Origin of the sequence: Arenimonas fontis, from assembly GCF_008386465.1 — a bacterium.
Classification (GTDB): Bacteria; Pseudomonadota; Gammaproteobacteria; order Xanthomonadales; family Xanthomonadaceae; genus Arenimonas; species Arenimonas fontis.
In genome coordinates this window covers 24,223-39,567 of sequence record NZ_VUOD01000010.1, presented here as the reverse complement: position 1 = coordinate 39,567, position 15,345 = coordinate 24,223, and the positions used below count along the sequence as shown (strand labels likewise).

Below are 15,345 nucleotides of genomic sequence, written 5' to 3'. Positions count from 1 at the left end.
CCATTCTATGCCGGCCCCGCGGCCAGGGGCTCAACGGACCAGAAGGAAGTAGAGCAGGTTGTTCTGGAAGTAGGGGTTGACCGACAGCTGGTCGTGCCGCTCGCACAGGAAGAAGGTCTGGCTGACCGGAAAGGCCGGGGCGATCCGCCCGGCCTTGCCCTGGCCGCGGCCCATCTGCGAGTCGCGGGTCACCAGCATGTCGCCCGGCTGCAGCAGCAGGCGTTCGTAGTCCACCCCCTCGACCCGGGCATGGACCTGCTCGGGCCGGATCACCAGCCTCTCGTTGCCCTCGGGTCCGACGTCCAGCACCGCCCGGCCCGGGGTCAGGATGCAGTCGCCACCGAAGGCGGCCACCTCCACGCCGTTGGAGTTCATCGGCACCGACAGCGCCCGCTGGAAACGTTCGGCCCGGCGCAGGTGGCGCACGAACAGGGCCTGCAGCTCGGCCACCTGTCGTTCACCCGTGGCCGGGTCCGGCGCCGCCGCCCGCACCCGCGCCTCGACTTCGGGCGAGAACACCGACCAGCGCCGAGAGCGCCAGGTCTCCGGGTCGTAGATGTCCAGGTCCAGCGGCCGGCCGGCCGGGTCGTATATCACCTGGGCATCCGGATGCGGCAGGGTTTCGAAGGGCGTGGCGAAGGTGGCCAGCACCTCCACCGGTACCGTGCGCAGGGCGATCCGGAAGCCCTGCTGCAGGCGCTCCAGGCTGGTCGCGGCGCCCAGGTTGGGCGTGCCCAGCAGCACGATCCGCCGGATCCGGTGCGCGCCCTCACCCCAGGGCACGAAGGCCGGGGCCTCGAGCACGTCGCGCGGACCGTAGCGCAGGTAGTAGTTGGCGATCAGGGCGCCGTTGCTGTGCGCGACGATGTCCACCGGCAGCTCGGGATCGCCATAGTCCTCGCGGATCCGGTCGATCAGCGCGTGCAGCTGGCGCACCGCCTCCAGGTTCTCCTTGCGCCAGTCGTATAGCAGCACGTAGTAGCGGCGCCGGTCCCTCGGGCCGGCCACCGGCGTGCCGGGCTCGGCCCGACGGAAGCGGCCGACCGTCTCCAGCGCCTCGGTCAGGCCACGGTAGTAGTCGGTGCGGCCGACGCTGTAGAACAGGTCGCCGGGAACCAGTTCGCCGCCGCGGGCCTCGACGTCGCGCATGCGCGCCAGATCGCGGTAGGTGCTGAAGGCCAGCGAACTCAGGCCGCCCGGCCAGTACTCCTTGCCGGTATCGCGTTCGACCAGGGTCGAACCCATCAGCCCGTGGATCAGGACGATCGGCGGCTGCCGCGGATGGCGGGCATCGGCCTCATACAGGCGCACCAGGTCGGGACGTTCGGGCAGGCTGGTGCAGGCGGCCAGCAGCAGCAGCCACCCGGCCAGCAGCAGGGTTCGCGATCGGATCGGCATGGCGCGATTGTCACACCGCGAATCCGGCCTTGCCATGCCGTTCCGGCCGGCGAAGCCGGCTCCGTTCAGCCGCCGCGCCGACCTGCTAGTCTTGCCCCGGGCCCCGCCGGAGAACCCCGATGCGCCTTCGTCCGCTCGCTCTCGCTCTCGCCCTGGCCATGACCGGTCTTTGCGCCTGCGCCAACGGCGGCGGTGCCGACCGGGCCGGGCTCGGGCCCTTCGCCAACGAAGCCCAACCGCCGCCGGCCATGGACGCGCCCGGCCTCAGCGAGGAAACCGCCATGACCTGCGATGCCGAACCCCTGGCCTGGACGATCGGACGCGTCGCCGACGAGGCACTGGTGGCGAAGGCGAAAGCGGACTCGGGCTCCCGGGGCGTGCGGGTGATCCGGCCGGGCATGGCGGTCACCATGGACTACCGCGAGGACCGCCTGAACCTCGAGGTGGACGAGCAGGACCGCGTCACGCGCGCCTACTGTGGCTGAGGCGCGGTCCCGGATGCTCTGGCTGATCGCCGCCGGCGCGGTACTGGCCTACGCGGTCTCGCTGGTCGTGCTGGCCGGACGGCCCGGTTTCAGCCTGGTGGAGCCGTTGTTCGTGCTCGGCGTGCTCGGCCTCGGCATGCCGCTGCTGGCCTGGCTGGGCACCCGGCCGGCGGTGGCACGACGGGCGCCGCAACCGGCGGCGGGTGCCGGTGGCCTGGCGGTGACCTTCGCCTACCTGTTCCTGTTTGCCGTGCTGGTGCTGGGTTTCGGGTTCAGCGCGCTGCAGCAGTGGTTGCCGGAAGGACAGGCCCGCGAGCTGGCGACGCTGGCCCTGAAGTGGCTCACCATGGTGCTGCTGCCCTTGTGGCTGCTGCATCGGCTAGGCCTGGGTTCGCCCTTGCAGGCCCCGCGCTGGGGCTGGCACCGCAGCCAGTGGCTGGCGCTGGTGCTGGTGGGCCTGGCCCTGCTGGCGTTCCAGGCGGTGTTCGGTCGGGGCCTGTCCCGGCTGGACGAACTGCAGCCGGCCCTGCTCACCCTGCTATGGGCGGTGCCGCTGTGTTTCCTCTGGCAGTGCCTGGAGGCCGGCCTCACCGAGGAAGTGCTGTTCCGCGCCTTCCTGCAGCAACGGCTGGCCAGCGTGCTGCGCAGCGACGCGGCCGCGATCCTGATCGCCGCCCTGCTGTTCGGCCTGGCGCACGCGCCGGGTCTGCTGCTGCGCGGCGCCAACCTGCTGGAGGGCGAGGCCGATCCGACCCTGGCCTGGGCCCTGGCCTATTCGGTCGTGGTGATCGCCCCGGCCGGCATCCTGTTCGGCGTACTCTGGGCGCGCACCCGCAGCCTGCCGCTGGTGGTGGCCCTGCACGGGCTCACCGACACCTTGCCGCAACTGGCGGACTTCATCCGGCGCTGGAGCCCCGGCGCATGAGCCGCATCCGCGTCGGCTCCGGGTCGCCGTTGGAACCGCGGATCGGTTTCTCCCGCGGCGCGGGCCACGGCAAGGTGCTGGCGATCTCGGGCACGGCGCCGATCGCCGCCGACGGCTCGGTGGCGGCACCCGGCGACGTCTACGGACAGACCCGGCACTGCCTGCAGATCATCGCCCGGGCCGTGGCCGAGGCCGGCTTCGCGCTCGAGGACGTGATCCGGACCCGGGTCATGCTGACGGACATCGATCGCTGGCAGGAAGCGGCGCGGGCCCACGGGGAATTCTTCGCCGGCGTCCGTCCGGCCTGTACCTTCGTCGAGGTCAGCCGCTTCATCGACCCGGGCTGGCTGGTGGAGATCGAGGCCGATTGCCTGCGCGGCGACTGAACCGCCGCTCAGTGCGAGAACAGCACCGGCAGCGTCGCCTGCGCCAGCACCGTGCGGGTGACGCCGCCGAACACCTGCTGGCGCCAGCGCGAGTGGCTGAAGCCGCCCATCACCAGCAGCTCCGCGCCCGATTCGCGGGCCTGGTCCACCAGGGCGCCGCCGACCTTGCGGTCGCCGCGCGACACCGCCACCACCTGCGGATCCAGGCCATGTCGGGCCAGGTGCGCGGCGATGTCGGCGCCGGGCCGCTCGCCGTGACCGAGCAGGCTGGGCTCGGCATCCACCACCACCACGTCCACCTGCGCGCCGGGCGCCAGCAGGGGCAGGGCGTCGTGCAGGGCACGGGTGGCCTCGCGGCGTGGCTGCCAGGCCAGGCAGACGTGCCTGACCGGCGCCGGCAGGCGCGCGCCCGGCGGCACCAGCAGCACCGGCCGACCGCCATGCATCAGCAGGGCGTCGAAGCCCAGGGCGTGGCGCGGGTTCGGATGCTCCGGCGCGGCGCCACCGAAGACGGACAGGTCGGCGTGACGGGCGTGCAGGGCGGCGATCTCCTCCGGCCAGGCCAGCGGTGCATCCACCAGCCGCAGCTCGTGCGGCACGCCGGCGCGCTCCAGCCGTTCGCGGGCGGCCGCGGCCCAAGCCTGGGCCGCCTCGCGGGCGGCCGCCATTTCCACCGCGCCGGGCCCGGCCGCGGCCAGGCCCCATTCGCTGGCCACCGGCACCGGATGCAGCACCGCGGCCAGGCCCACCACGCGTGCCTCGTGGCTGAGGGCCAGGGCGATGGCCGCGTCCACGGCGGCGACATCGGGCGCGCCGCCCTGCAGATAGACGAACAGATCCCGGATCATGGCCTCCTCCCGTTGCGCGGGCATCCCGTGGCGTTCGTGCCGGACCGCGCCTGTGTTCACCCTACGCCGATGCCGGCCCCGATTGTTGACCCGGGTCAAGCGGGCGCGTCTCAGCCGGTGAGACGGCAGGCGCCTGCAATGCCGGTCTGCAGGCCGGCGCGGAGGGGCCATGAACACGTTCGAGTTTCCCGAGGACGACTTTTCCGCCGGCCGGCCGGCCGGGTCTCAGGTGGCCGGGATCGTGCAGGACGACCCCCGCCCGGTCGGCGCCGGCAATCGGGAACCGGAGCCCGGAGGCGCACGGCGCCGGGCCGAAGGCACCGATGCCGGCCGGCTGGCGGCCCGGCTCCGGGTCCGCTACCGCGACCGCATCACCGGCCACCACGTGCTGCCGGCCCGCGAGGGCCGCTACGCGCCGCTGCCGGAGGACCTGCCGCCGGCGCTGGCGACGGCGCTGCGCGCCCGCGGCATCGAACGGCTCTACAGCCACCAGGCCGAAGCCTGGGAAGCGGCGCGGTCCGGCGAGCACCTCGTGGTGGTCACGCCCACCGCCTCCGGCAAGAGCCTGTGCTACCAACTGCCGCTGGCCGCGGCGGCCATCTGCGAACAGGGCAAGGCCCTGCTGCTGTTTCCGACCAAGGCCCTGGCCCAGGACCAGGTGGCCTCGCTGCTGGAGCTGGGCAAGGCCGGCCAGCTCGGCCTGCGCTGCCACACCTTCGACGGCGACACGCCGGCCGACGCGCGGGTGGCGGTGCGCCTGCACGCCGACCTGGTCGTCTCCAATCCGGACATGCTGCACCAGGGCATCCTGCCGCATCACACCAGGTGGGCGCAGTTCTTCGAGAACCTGCGCTACGTGGTGGTGGACGAGGTGCACGGCTACCGCGGCGTGTTCGGCGCGCACGTGGCGAACGTGATCCGGCGGCTGAAGCGGGTGGCGGCGTTCTACGGCGCCCGACCGCAGTTCATCCTGTGCTCGGCCACCATCGGCAATCCGAAGGAGCACGCCGAGGTTCTGCTTGGCGAACCGGTGCGCGCCATCGCCGAGTCCGGCGCACCTTGCGGCGAACGGCATGTGCTGCTGTGGAATCCGCCGGTGATCAATCCCGACCTGGGCCTGCGCGCCTCGGCCCGCTCGCAGTCCACCCGCGTCGCCCGCGCCGCCATCAAGGCCGGGCTCAAGACCCTGGTGTTTGCATCCTCGCGCACGATGGTCGAGGTGCTGACCCGGTACCTCAAGGACGTGTTCGACCACGACCCGCGCAAACCGGCCCGGATCCGCGCCTACCGCGGCGGCTACCTGCCCGGCGAGCGGCGCGAGGCCGAGAAGTCCATGCGCGAGGGCAAGGTGGACGGCATCGTCGCCACCTCGGCCCTGGAGCTGGGCGTGGACATCGGCGCGCTCGATGTGGTGGTGCTCAACGGCTATCCGGGCTCGGTGGCCGCCACCTGGCAGCGAATCGGCCGCGCCGGCCGGCGGCAGAAGCCGGCCCTGGGCGTGCTGGTGGCCAGCTCCGATCCGCTGGACCAATACCTGGTGCGGCATCCGGACTACTTCGGCCAGGCCAACCCCGAGCAGGCGCGCATCGCGCCCGACCAGCCGCTGGTGCTGCTGGACCACCTGCGCTGCGCCGCCTTCGAATTGCCCTTCCTGCAGGGCGAAGGTTTCGGCCCGGTCGATCCGGCGCCCTGGCTGGAGCTGCTGGCCGAAAGCGGCGTGCTGCACGCCGAGGACGGCCGCTGGCATTGGATCGCCGACGGCTACCCGGCCAACAGCGTCAGCCTGCGCTCGGTCGCCGACGGCAACTTCGTGGTGGTGGACCGCAGCGACGGCGGCCAGCGCATCATCGCCGAAGTGGACCACGCCTCGGCGGCGCTGATGTTGTACGAAGGTGCCATCCACATGGTGCAATCCACGCCCTACCAGGTGGAGAAGCTGGACTGGGTGGGCCGCAAGGCCTACGTCACCCGCACCCACGCCGACTACTACACCGATGCCATCGACTACACGAAGCTGAAGGTGCTGGAACGCTTCGCCGGCTGCATCGCCGGCGCCGGCAGCGCCGGCCACGGCGAGGTGCACGTGCTGCGGCGCGTGGCCGGCTACAAGAAGATCCGCTATTACACGCACGAGAACATCGGCTACGGCCCGGTGAACCTGCCCGACCAGGAACTGCACACCACCGCGGCCTGGTGGCAGCTGCCCGAAGGCGTGCTGGAAGCGGCCTTCGACTCGCGCCAGGACGCGCTGGACGGTTTCCTGGGCGCAGCCCACGCCCTGCACGTGGTGGCGCGGGTGGCGGTGATGGCCGAATCGCGCGACCTGGCCCGGGCCGTGGGCAGCGGCGACGGCGCCTGGTTCGCCCAGGCCGATGGCCGCGGCCGCGGCGCCTGGCACCGCGGCGACGGCGCGCCGGCCGACCCTGGCGCCGCCGAGCGCTTCACGCCCACCGTCTACCTCTACGACAACCTGCCCGGCGGCGTCGGCCTGAGCGAGCCGCTGTGGCGGCGCCAGGCCGAACTGGTGCGGGCGGCGGGCGACCTGGTGGCGCGCTGCGACTGCAAGGCCGGCTGCCCGGCCTGCGTCGGCCCGGTGCCGGCGTCCGACGAGGAGCGTCCCGACACCACGCCGCGCGCCCTGGCCCTGCGGGTGCTGCGCCTGTTGTCGGCGGCATGAGCGCGCAGGCCCTGCTGGTCGAGCGGCTGCGCCGGCTGCAGCGGCAGGCCGGCGGCAGCCCCTTGTCCGCCGCCGGAGCGACCGCCATCTCCCCGCCGCCGGCTTCGGCGCGCGGCCATGCCCGCAGTGGCGGTCGCGAACTCCCCGGTGAGGAGATCTCTCCGGGCCTGCGTTACCTGGAATCCTGGCAGCAGGCTCCGCGCCTGCCCGATCGGCTGGACGCGGGGTTCGTCCGCGGCTTCGGCGAGCTGGCCGTGGCCGACCTGCTGTGTTTCGACACCGAAACCACCGGCCTGGCCGGCGGCACCGGCACCCGCGCCTTCATGATCGGCGCCGCCGACCTGGCGGACGGCCGGCTGCGCATCCGCCAGCTGCTGATCACCAGCATCGCCGCCGAGACCGCCATGCTGGAAACCTTCGCGCGCTGGCTGCGGCCGGACACCGTGCTGGTCAGTTTCAACGGCCGCAGCTACGACGCGCCGCTGCTGAAGACACGCTACCGGCTGGCGCGCCTGCCCTGTCCGATCACGCCGCTGGCCCACCTGGACCTGCTGCATCCGGCCCGCCGGCGCTGGCGCGACCGCTGGGAAAACTGCCGGCTGGCGACGCTGGAACGGCAGGTGCTGGGCCTCGTGCGCGAGGACGACCTGCCCGGCAGCGAGGCCCCGCGTGCCTGGCGCGACTGGCTGCGGGGCGGCTCCGCCACCGACCTGAGCCGGGTACTGCGGCACAACCGCACCGACGTGCGCAGCCTGTTGCAGTTGCTGCTGGCGCTGGCCGAACCTTGAACGCCGGCACCCCGAACCCGATGCCGCCATGGCCGAACCCTTCAAGAACCTGATCAATGCCGAACTGGTCCGCGCCTGCGGCGAGCATCTGCAGCGGGTCTGGCGCCGCTTCGACCGCGCCGGTTTCGAGGCCCTGGCCTTGCCCGGCCTCACCGGCCTGGAGATGAAGGCACGGGCCATGCGCATCGCCGATGCGCTGGAGGCCACCCTGCCGGAGGATTTCGATCATGCCGCCGGGCTGATCGAGGCGGCGCTGGCACCGCCGGCGACCGGTGACGAAATGGAGTTCCGGATCACCGCCGACGGCCTGGCCGGCTGGATCGGCTGGCCGCTGGGCGAATTCATCGCCCGCCGCGGCCAGGCGCATCCGGAACGGGCGCTGCGGGCCCTGCGCGAACTGACCCAGCGCTTCACCAGCGAATTCGCCGTCCGGCCCTTCCTGGTCAACCACTTCGACCTGACCCTGGCGCAACTGCGGCACTGGAGCGGCGATCCCAATCCGCACGTGCGCCGATGGACCAGCGAGGGCACCCGCCCGCGCCTGCCCTGGGGCCTGCGAATCCGTTCGCTGGTCGCCGACCCTTCGCCGACCCTGCCCCTGCTGCGGGCGCTGCAGGACGATCCCAGCGCCTACGTGCGCCGCAGCGTCGCCAATCATCTCAACGACATCGCCAAGGACCATCCCGACCTGGTTGCCGACTGGCTGCAGCGGTACCTGCCCGGCGCCTCACCCGAACGGCTCGCCCTGCTGCGCCACGCCAGCCGCAGCCTCATCAAGCAGGGCCAGCCGCGGGTGCTGGCCGCCTGGGGTCTGGGCCGGCCTTTCCGCGGCGAGGCCAGGCTGTCGGTGACGCCGGCGCGCCTGGCCCTGGGCGGCAGCCTGCGCCTTCGGGCGGAGTTGGTGTCCGCCGCAGCCCGGTCGCAGTCGCTGCTGGTGGACTACGTGGTGCACCACGTGAAGGCCAACGGCAGCAGTTCGCCCAAGGTGTTCAAGGGCTGGAGGCTGGAACTGGGGCCACACGAGCGGCGCCGGCTGGAGAAGACGCATCCGCTCAAGCCGATCACGACCCGCGTCTACCATTCCGGCCGGCACCGGATCGAGCTGCAGGTGAACGGCCGGGTGGTGGCGGAGGCGGCCTTCCTGCTGAAGGCCTGAGCACGCGGCGACGCTGCGGCGCGCATGGAAAGTCCGGACGATCCGGCTAGGCTAGGCACCTGCCCACCGGAGAGCATCATGGCCGCCGACCGCTACCGCCTCTATTCGGAAACCGACCTGCTGGCCGTACTGGACGACATGGCCAGGCAGACGGCCGCCTTGCTGGACGCCACGCCGACGGTGCTGCTGGGCGTGCTCCGCCGCGGCGCACCGCTGGCCGACCGCCTGGCCGAGCGCCTGCGAGTGCACGCGCCCTGGGCGGACATCACGCGCCTGGACCTCAAGGTCAAGCGCTACGCCGACAACCTCGAGCTGCTGCACCCGGACACCGCCCTGGAGGAACCGGACGGCGTCAACGTGATGGGCAGGCGAGTGATCGTGGTGGACGACGTGCTCTACCAGGGCTATTCGCTGTTTCGCGTTTTCGAGTGGCTGGCCACGCAGAAGCCGGCCAGCGTGCACGCGGCCGTGCTGGTGGACCGGCAGCGGCACCGGCTGCCGGTGCGCGCCGACATCGTCGGCCTCACCCTGAAGATCGCCCCGGCCGACGTCATCGAATGCAAGGTGCCGCCCTACGAAAGGGATTTCGCCGTGGACCTGTGGCGCCCGGGCTCGGCCTGAGCGGCGCTCACTTCCAGTGGTGGGGCAAGAACTCCAGGCTCAGCAGCCGATAGCCCTCGGGCACCGACTCGTCCAGCTTTTCGCGGCAGCGCTCGGCCTCCTGGCGGATCTCCTGGCCCAGGACACCGGCAACCAGCTGCGCCTTCAGGTCACCTTCCGGGTTCACGTTGATCGTTGAATCAGCGCAGCTGCCGGTGCTGTCCACGGTGATCCATGACACCGCCAGGGCCATGGCTTCCTCGGCCAGGCGGTCCAGCTGCCGCGGGCTGATGGCGGCGCGCGGGGCGGAGAAGCGGCCCTTGTAGTAGTACAGGCTGCGGTAGAGCACGTAGCCGCGCGACTCGTAGGGCACGCCCTTGAGCACGACACGCGCGTCCATCCGGCGGCCGGGAATGCTGTCGGGCATGCGGAAGCGCGCGCGTGCCGGGGTGTCGCCTCCAGCCGCCCCCAGTTCCTCGCGGATCAGGTCGGCCTTGCGCTGCGCCTCCAGAACGACCTGCCGCACCGGATCGTCGTCCGCCAGCGGCAGGTCGAAGCGGCGCACCTTGCCGAAACGTACCTGGTCGTAGTTGCCCTGCTCGACCAAGTATTCCAGGGAACGGCGGATCTCGCCGATCTGTTGCTCCAGCGCCTGGTCGGGATCCACGCGTCCGGCCGGGTACACGTAGAGCGAGGCCAGCACCTCGGGATGCTGGTGATGGCGGTAGATCAGCGCATAGCCCAACTCGGGCTGGCCTACGAAACCCTTGGCTTCCTGCAGTTGCCAGGGGCCCATGGTTTCAGGAGCCCGTACGATGGATCTGCTGATGAGGATCGGCCGCGGCCCGGACCCGTTCGGGGTTTCGGCGTCGGCGCCTGGCTCGGCCACCTCCGCGGGCGCGACTTCCGTGGCTGGCGCCGGCGCATCCTGCACGCCTTCCTGCCCCATGGCCGCCGTCGTCCATGCCATCGCCATGACCAGCGTCGCGACAAGCGCCGTCTTCCCCTGCCCGCGCATGCATGACTCCCGTGTCCATCCGCCCATCGCGCCCGACCCGACTATGCCATGCGTTGCGCCTGCGCGAGGAGGGCGCGCTCAGCGCTTGCTGCGCACGTACACCGCCTTGTTGCCGCCGCTGCCGCGTTCCTGCAGCTCGAACCAGTCGGGATGGGCTCGGAACAAATCGCTGAGCTTTTTGTGCCCGTACAGGCGCGGATCGAAATCGGAGCGCAGCTTGCCCAGATAGGTACCGACCGAACCCAGTTGCACCCAGCCGTCCTCGTCGTCGTCGGCTTCCTCGATGGCCTGGTCGAGCAGCTTGCGCAGGCCGCGTCGGGCCGGCACCGAATCGGCCGGCTTTCCCGCCTTCCTGGTCGTGGCGCCGCGCCGGCCCGGCTTGCCGGCCTTCTCCGCCGCCTCGGCCGCATCGGCGAGCTCGTCCCGGCGCAGCACTTCGGTGTAGACGAACTTGTCGCAGGCCTGCACGAAGGGATCGGGCGTCTTGCGTTCGCCGAAGCCGTAGACGATCAGGCCGGCTTCGCGCAGGCGCTGGGCCAGGCGGGTGAAGTCGCTGTCGCTGGAGACCAGGCAGAAGCCGTCGAAACGCCCGGTGTACATCAGGTCCATGGCGTCGATGATCAGCGAACTGTCGGTGGCGTTCTTGCCGCTGGTGTAGGCGAACTGCTGTACCGGATGGATGGAATGCTTGAGCAGGGCCTGTTTCCAGCCGGCCAGTCGTTGCGAGGTGAAATCGCCGTAGATGCGCTTGACGCTGGCCACCCCGTAGCGCGCCACCTCGGCCAGCAGGCCGTCAATGACCGCGGGTTGGGCGTTGTCGGCGTCTATCAGCACGGCCAGGTGCGGCTGGTCGCCGGCACGGTCGCGCGGAAGGGCGGGCGGGCTGCTCATGTCGGGCTCCGCGGCGGGCTCCTTCCGACTATGCCACGACCGTCTTCGGCGCGGGTGGGGAAATCGATCGTATGGCGCTGGCCGTTCGCCAGCGGCCGCAGCCGGTAGCGGCCGTGCATGGCCAGCACGCGGTCGCGGATCGCCGGCAGGGCCTGCGGCGACGGCGTTTCCTCCAGGAAGGGCGCGTACTCGAGGTCGAGATCCAGGGTCGCCCGCGGCGCCTCGTCGCCAAGGGGTCGCACGACCAGCCGCAGCCGCAGCTCGCGTACCACGTCCAGCCGGATGGCCTCGCGCACCACCGCCTGGCAGATGCGGTAGACCGCCGCGCGGCCGTCGTCGTCCAGACCGTCTACCGGCCCTTCGAACGCAGTCTCGAAACCGATGCCGGCGTCGTCGAGCATGTCCCGCAGCGGACCGTTGCGCAGGGTGTGCACCAGGCCGTGGCTGTCCAGCAGGGGCGGGCGCAACTGGCGCAAGGCCCGGCGCAGGCTGTCCTGGATTTCGCGCACCTGCTCGCGCAGCGACTCCAGCAGGCGGGTGCCCTGCTGGTCGCTCACCTCGCGGAAGGCCAGGCTGATGCGTGTGCCGAGCGCATGAATGGCCTGGCCGAGCTCGTAGTCCAGCTCCGCGGCCAGCTCGCGCTGGCCCTGTTCCTCCATCCTCACCAGGCGGCGAGTCACCTCGCGCAGTTCGCCGGCCAGTGCGGCCAGCTCGTCGGTCTTGGCCTGCAGTTCGCGATGCCGCTCGGCCAGCGCTTCATGGCTGCGCCGCAACGCCGCGCTCGCCGTGCCCAGCACCAGGGCGCCGCCCCCGACCACCGCCAGCACCAGCTGCAGCAAGGTCGCTTCCACCTGCAAGGCGCCTCCCGCCGCCAGGGCCTGGGCGCTCAGGCCAAGCGCGGCGATGCCGGCCGCGGCGCCTTCCCAGCCGCGCCTGAAGCCGATCACGAACAGCGGCGCGTAGGCCAGCAGCAACAGGTGGGCGGCCGGGCCCGGGTACAGGCGCAGCAGCAGGAACACCAGCAGGGCGCCGGCCAACGCCAGGCCGATGTCGCGCCAGACACCGGTGCGCGGCCGCAGCGCCGCCGGCGACTCCAGTATTGCCAGCAACAGCGGCGCCAGCATCAACTGCCCGGTGAGGTCGCCGTACATGAAGGCGAAGATGCTGGCGAAACTGTCGGCCGCGCTCATCGGCGCGGTCGCCAGCACCGACCACAGCACCGGCGACGTGCCGGCCGCGCCGAGCACGCCGGCCAGCAGCAACAGGAGCATCCGTGCCGGCGAGTCCAGGCCGGGCAGGGGCGCCGGTCCGCGCAGCAGGAACACCACCGCGGCGTAGACGAGCCAGGGCGCGAAGGCCACGGCCGGGAAGGTCGGGCCGAGCAGCGGGAATCCGAGCGCCAGCGTCCGCAGCAGATGCGCGGCGACCTCGCCGGCCAGCAGCCAGCCCCAGCGCCGGGCCGGCACCAGCCACAGCAGGGCCAGGCGCAGGCCGGCCGGCAGGAACCAGAGCTGCCCGGACACCGGCACCAGGGCCAGCCAAGCCAGCATCTCGGCCACCGCCAGCAGGGCCCAGAAGCCGTTACGGCCGGGCACCTGCTCCCGCAGCAGCGAGGCGAGCGACTGTCGCACTGGCCCAAGCCCCCTGTCGGCCCGCCAGAAGATTCCGCCTACATGCTAACGCCGGGGCAAGGCCGCAGCGGTCGCGGAAAGGGGCAGGTCCGCGCCTTCCGCGGGCTGGACGGGGCCGATATAATCGCCGGCCTTGTCCCACCGGGCTCGGCCCGCCAACCGGGTAGCACTGTGCGCAACCACGATCTGGTCTTCCTCAAGCACTTCTCTCAGGTGATCGCCTTCCTGGTGGTCGTCATGATCGGTCTGATCCTGCTGGGCCTGTACTTCAACAGCCGGATCGAACCCGAGGAGAACCCGGTCGCGGTGGCCGCCACCGAGGCCCGCATCCGTCCGGTCGGCGAGGTCTATGCCGGCGCCACCGGCGCCGCCGCGGCGGCGGCGGCGGCCGAGGCCGCGGCCAAGGCGGCAGCCGGACAGGTGGCTTACGACGGCACCCTGGACGGCCAGGTCATCTACGAGGCCCTGTGCGGCGCCTGCCACACCTCCGGCGCCGGCGGCGCGCCCAGGCTGGAGCGCGCGGCCTGGGCGGCCCGCATCGCCCAGGGCATAGACACCCTGAACCGGCATGCCATCGAGGGCTTCCAGGGCGAAGCCGGGGTGATGCCGGCCAAGGGCGGCAATCCGGCCCTGACCGACGAACAGGTCATCGCCACCGTGCAGTGGATGCTGGACAACCTCAAGTAAGCTGGGCGCCACGCCCGTGTCGCGACGCCGCCTTCGGGCGGCGTCGTCGTTTCCGCCACCCGAAAGATCGCCGCCATGCGCCAGCGCCTGCCCACCCTGCTGCTCCTGACCCTGCTGCTGCCTGCCTGCGAGGCCCCGGCGCCGCCGCCCGCGGCCACGGGGCCCACGCCCGGGGTGTCGGCCATCGCCGAGGTCCAGGGCCGCGGCCCGCGCAGCCCGCTGGAGGGTCAGGAGGTGCAGGTGGAAGGGGTGGTCACCGGCAATTTCGCCCGTGGCCTGGGTGGCGTGTTCATCCAGTCCCTGGAGGGGGACGGGGATCCGGCCACGGCCGAGGGCCTGTATCTGACCCGCAGCCCCGAGGCCGGCCCGCGCCTGCGCCCCGGCGACCACGTGCGGGCCCGCGGCCAGGTGGTGGAACTGGGCGAGGAGGGCGCCAGCCTGACCGCTCTGGACGGGGCCGAGGTCGAGCTGCTCGGCCGGGCCGAAGCGCAGGCGCTGGAACTGACCGCCGCCCCGGCCAGCGCCGCCGACTGGGAGGCGCTGGAAGGCATGCTGATGCGGCTGCCCGGACCGGTCACGGTCAGCGGCAACGAGAACCTGGGCCGCTACGGGGAGCTGCTGGTCGCCTTCGGCGAGCGGCTGTTCGCCCCGACCGAGCGGGCCTTGCCGGGCCAGGATGCCGCCGCCCTGGCCGAGGACAACGCCCGCCGCAGCCTGCGCCTGGACGACGCCCGCGACCGGCGCGATCCGGACCGGATCTGGTACCTGCCCGAGCCGCTGTCGGCCACCGCGCCGTTGCGGGCGGGCAGCCGGGTGCGCGGCGCCACCGGCGTGCTGGACCAGCGCCACGGCAGCTACCGGCTGCAGTTGACCGAAGGCCTGGATGCGGTCGAGCAGGCGCCGCGGCCCGAGCCCCCCGCGGTCGCCGGCGAGGTGCGCCTGGCCGCTTTCAACCTGCTCAACCTCTTCAACGGCGACGGCAAGGGCGGTGGTTTTCCGACTGCGCGCGGAGCGGCCAGCTCCGACGAGTATCGGCGCCAGCAGGCCAAGCTGGTGGCGACGCTGCAGGCCATGGCGCCCGACGCCGTGGTGCTGCTGGAGCTGGAAAACGACGGCTACGGCGCGGATTCCTCGCTGGCGCAACTGGTGGCGGCGCTGAACGCGGCCGGACCGGCCCGGGACTGGCGCTTCGTGGATGCCGGCCAGGGTCCGGGGCACGATCCGATCCGGGTCGGGCTGATCTACCGGGCCGAGCGCCTGCGGCCGGTGGGCGCCCCGGCGACGGTCGAGGACGGGCCCTTCGCCGAACTGAGCCGGGCACCGCTGGCGCAGGCGTTCCGGGCGGGCGACGGGCCGGTGTTCCTGGTCGTGGCCAACCACTTCAAGTCCAAGGGCGGTTGCGCCGAGGCCACGGGTCTCGACCGCGACCAGGGCGACGGCCAGGCCTGCTTCAATGCCACCCGGCTGGCGTCGGCGCGCCGGCTGCACGCCTGGCTGGCCGGCGACCCGACCGGCACGGCCCCGGCCGGCACCGTGCTGCTGGGCGATTTCAACGCCTATGCCCGCGAGGATCCGATTCGCTGGCTGCTGGCCGAGGGCTGGTCCGATGCCTTCGCCCTGGCCGGGGTCGAAGGCCCCTACAGCTACGTGTACCGCGGCCAGGCCGGCCGGCTGGATCACGCCCTGCTGGACGCCGGCCTGGCGCCGCGCCTGCGCGGGGTGGCGGCCTGGCACGCCAATGCCGACGAGGCCGAGGGTTTCGACTACCGCCGCGACGACAGCGGCCAGCCCTGGCGGGCCTCCGACCACGATCCCCTGCTGCTGGGCCTCGACCTGGCCCGCTAGCCGCTATCAT

The 15,345-nt window shown here is 72.3% G+C and carries 13 protein-coding genes and 1 pseudogene; 9 read left to right on the top strand and 5 right to left on the bottom strand.

All coding sequences use genetic code 11. The features are described 5' to 3' along the window. Positions 1-30: 30 nt before the first annotated feature. Entirely contained in the window at positions 31-1,398 is a 1,368-nt protein-coding gene (locus F0415_RS10915) for an esterase/lipase family protein (RefSeq protein WP_188310371.1), read from the bottom strand. A gap of 119 nt (positions 1,399-1,517) precedes the next feature. Between F0415_RS10915 and F0415_RS10910 the strand changes: the two genes are divergently transcribed. The 3 genes from F0415_RS10910 to F0415_RS10900 are packed head-to-tail and all read left to right on the top strand — an operon-like array spanning position 1,518 to position 3,194. Further along, complete coding sequence (locus F0415_RS10910; protein ID WP_149861256.1) at positions 1,518-1,883, top strand: I78 family peptidase inhibitor; 366 nt, start codon at positions 1,518-1,520, stop codon at positions 1,881-1,883. Between the two features lie 13 nt (positions 1,884-1,896). Then, positions 1,897-2,808 (top strand): CPBP family intramembrane glutamic endopeptidase, encoded by a 912-nt coding sequence (locus F0415_RS10905; protein ID WP_149861255.1) that lies wholly within the window; start codon positions 1,897-1,899, stop codon positions 2,806-2,808. Then, on the top strand, positions 2,805-3,194 hold the full coding sequence (locus F0415_RS10900) for a RidA family protein (RefSeq protein ID WP_149861254.1): 390 nt from the start codon (positions 2,805-2,807) through the stop codon (positions 3,192-3,194). The genes F0415_RS10905 and F0415_RS10900 overlap by 4 nt, the downstream gene beginning before the upstream one ends. Positions 3,195-3,202: 8 nt before the next feature. Here F0415_RS10900 and F0415_RS10895 read toward each other — a convergent pair whose 3' ends face one another. Beyond that, positions 3,203-4,042, bottom strand: a complete 840-nt coding sequence (locus F0415_RS10895; protein ID WP_188310370.1) for a universal stress protein — start codon at positions 4,040-4,042, stop codon at positions 3,203-3,205. 334 nt (positions 4,043-4,376) lie between these two features. On the opposite strand from F0415_RS10895, the pseudogene F0415_RS10890 reads away from it, so the two are divergent. The 4 genes and pseudogenes from F0415_RS10890 to F0415_RS10875 form a co-directional block, all read left to right on the top strand. Next, positions 4,377-6,719 (top strand): annotated as a pseudogene (locus F0415_RS10890) (DEAD/DEAH box helicase); the annotation flags it as partial. Then, positions 6,716-7,507 (top strand): ribonuclease H-like domain-containing protein, encoded by a 792-nt coding sequence (locus F0415_RS10885; RefSeq protein WP_149861251.1) that lies wholly within the window; start codon positions 6,716-6,718, stop codon positions 7,505-7,507. The pseudogene F0415_RS10890 and the gene F0415_RS10885, both read left to right, overlap by 4 nt. A 28-nt stretch (positions 7,508-7,535) precedes the next feature. Continuing rightward, the gene (locus tag F0415_RS10880; RefSeq protein WP_149861250.1) at positions 7,536-8,663 is read left to right on the top strand and encodes a DNA alkylation repair protein; all 1,128 of its coding nucleotides are present in this window, start codon (positions 7,536-7,538) and stop codon (positions 8,661-8,663) included. A gap of 78 nt (positions 8,664-8,741) precedes the next feature. After that, positions 8,742-9,284, top strand: a complete 543-nt coding sequence (locus F0415_RS10875; RefSeq protein WP_149861249.1) for a phosphoribosyltransferase family protein — start codon at positions 8,742-8,744, stop codon at positions 9,282-9,284. A gap of 7 nt (positions 9,285-9,291) precedes the next feature. Here the strand turns inward: F0415_RS10875 and F0415_RS10870 are convergent, their stop codons facing one another. The 3 genes from F0415_RS10870 to F0415_RS10860 all read right to left on the bottom strand — a co-directional run bounded on the left by F0415_RS10870 (position 9,292) and on the right by F0415_RS10860 (position 12,803). Beyond that, positions 9,292-10,059 carry a hypothetical protein gene (locus F0415_RS10870; RefSeq protein ID WP_149861248.1) on the bottom strand — a complete coding sequence of 256 codons (768 nt, stop codon included), beginning with the start codon at positions 10,057-10,059 and terminating at the stop codon, positions 9,292-9,294. 300 nt (positions 10,060-10,359) lie between these two features. Then, entirely contained in the window at positions 10,360-11,172 is an 813-nt protein-coding gene (locus F0415_RS10865) for an NYN domain-containing protein (RefSeq protein ID WP_149861247.1), read from the bottom strand. Then, positions 11,169-12,803 carry an MASE1 domain-containing protein gene (locus F0415_RS10860; protein WP_149861246.1) on the bottom strand — a complete coding sequence of 545 codons (1,635 nt, stop codon included), beginning with the start codon at positions 12,801-12,803 and terminating at the stop codon, positions 11,169-11,171. Before F0415_RS10860 ends, F0415_RS10865 begins: the two co-directional genes overlap by 4 nt. 171 nt (positions 12,804-12,974) lie before the next feature. Between F0415_RS10860 and F0415_RS10855 the strand changes: the two genes are divergently transcribed. Next, on the top strand, positions 12,975-13,490 hold the full coding sequence (locus tag F0415_RS10855; protein ID WP_149861245.1) for a c-type cytochrome: 516 nt from the start codon (positions 12,975-12,977) through the stop codon (positions 13,488-13,490). Positions 13,491-13,565: 75 nt separating this feature from the next. Beyond that, on the top strand, positions 13,566-15,335 hold the full coding sequence (locus F0415_RS10850; RefSeq protein ID WP_149861244.1) for an ExeM/NucH family extracellular endonuclease: 1,770 nt from the start codon (positions 13,566-13,568) through the stop codon (positions 15,333-15,335). Positions 15,336-15,345 lie beyond the last annotated feature (10 nt).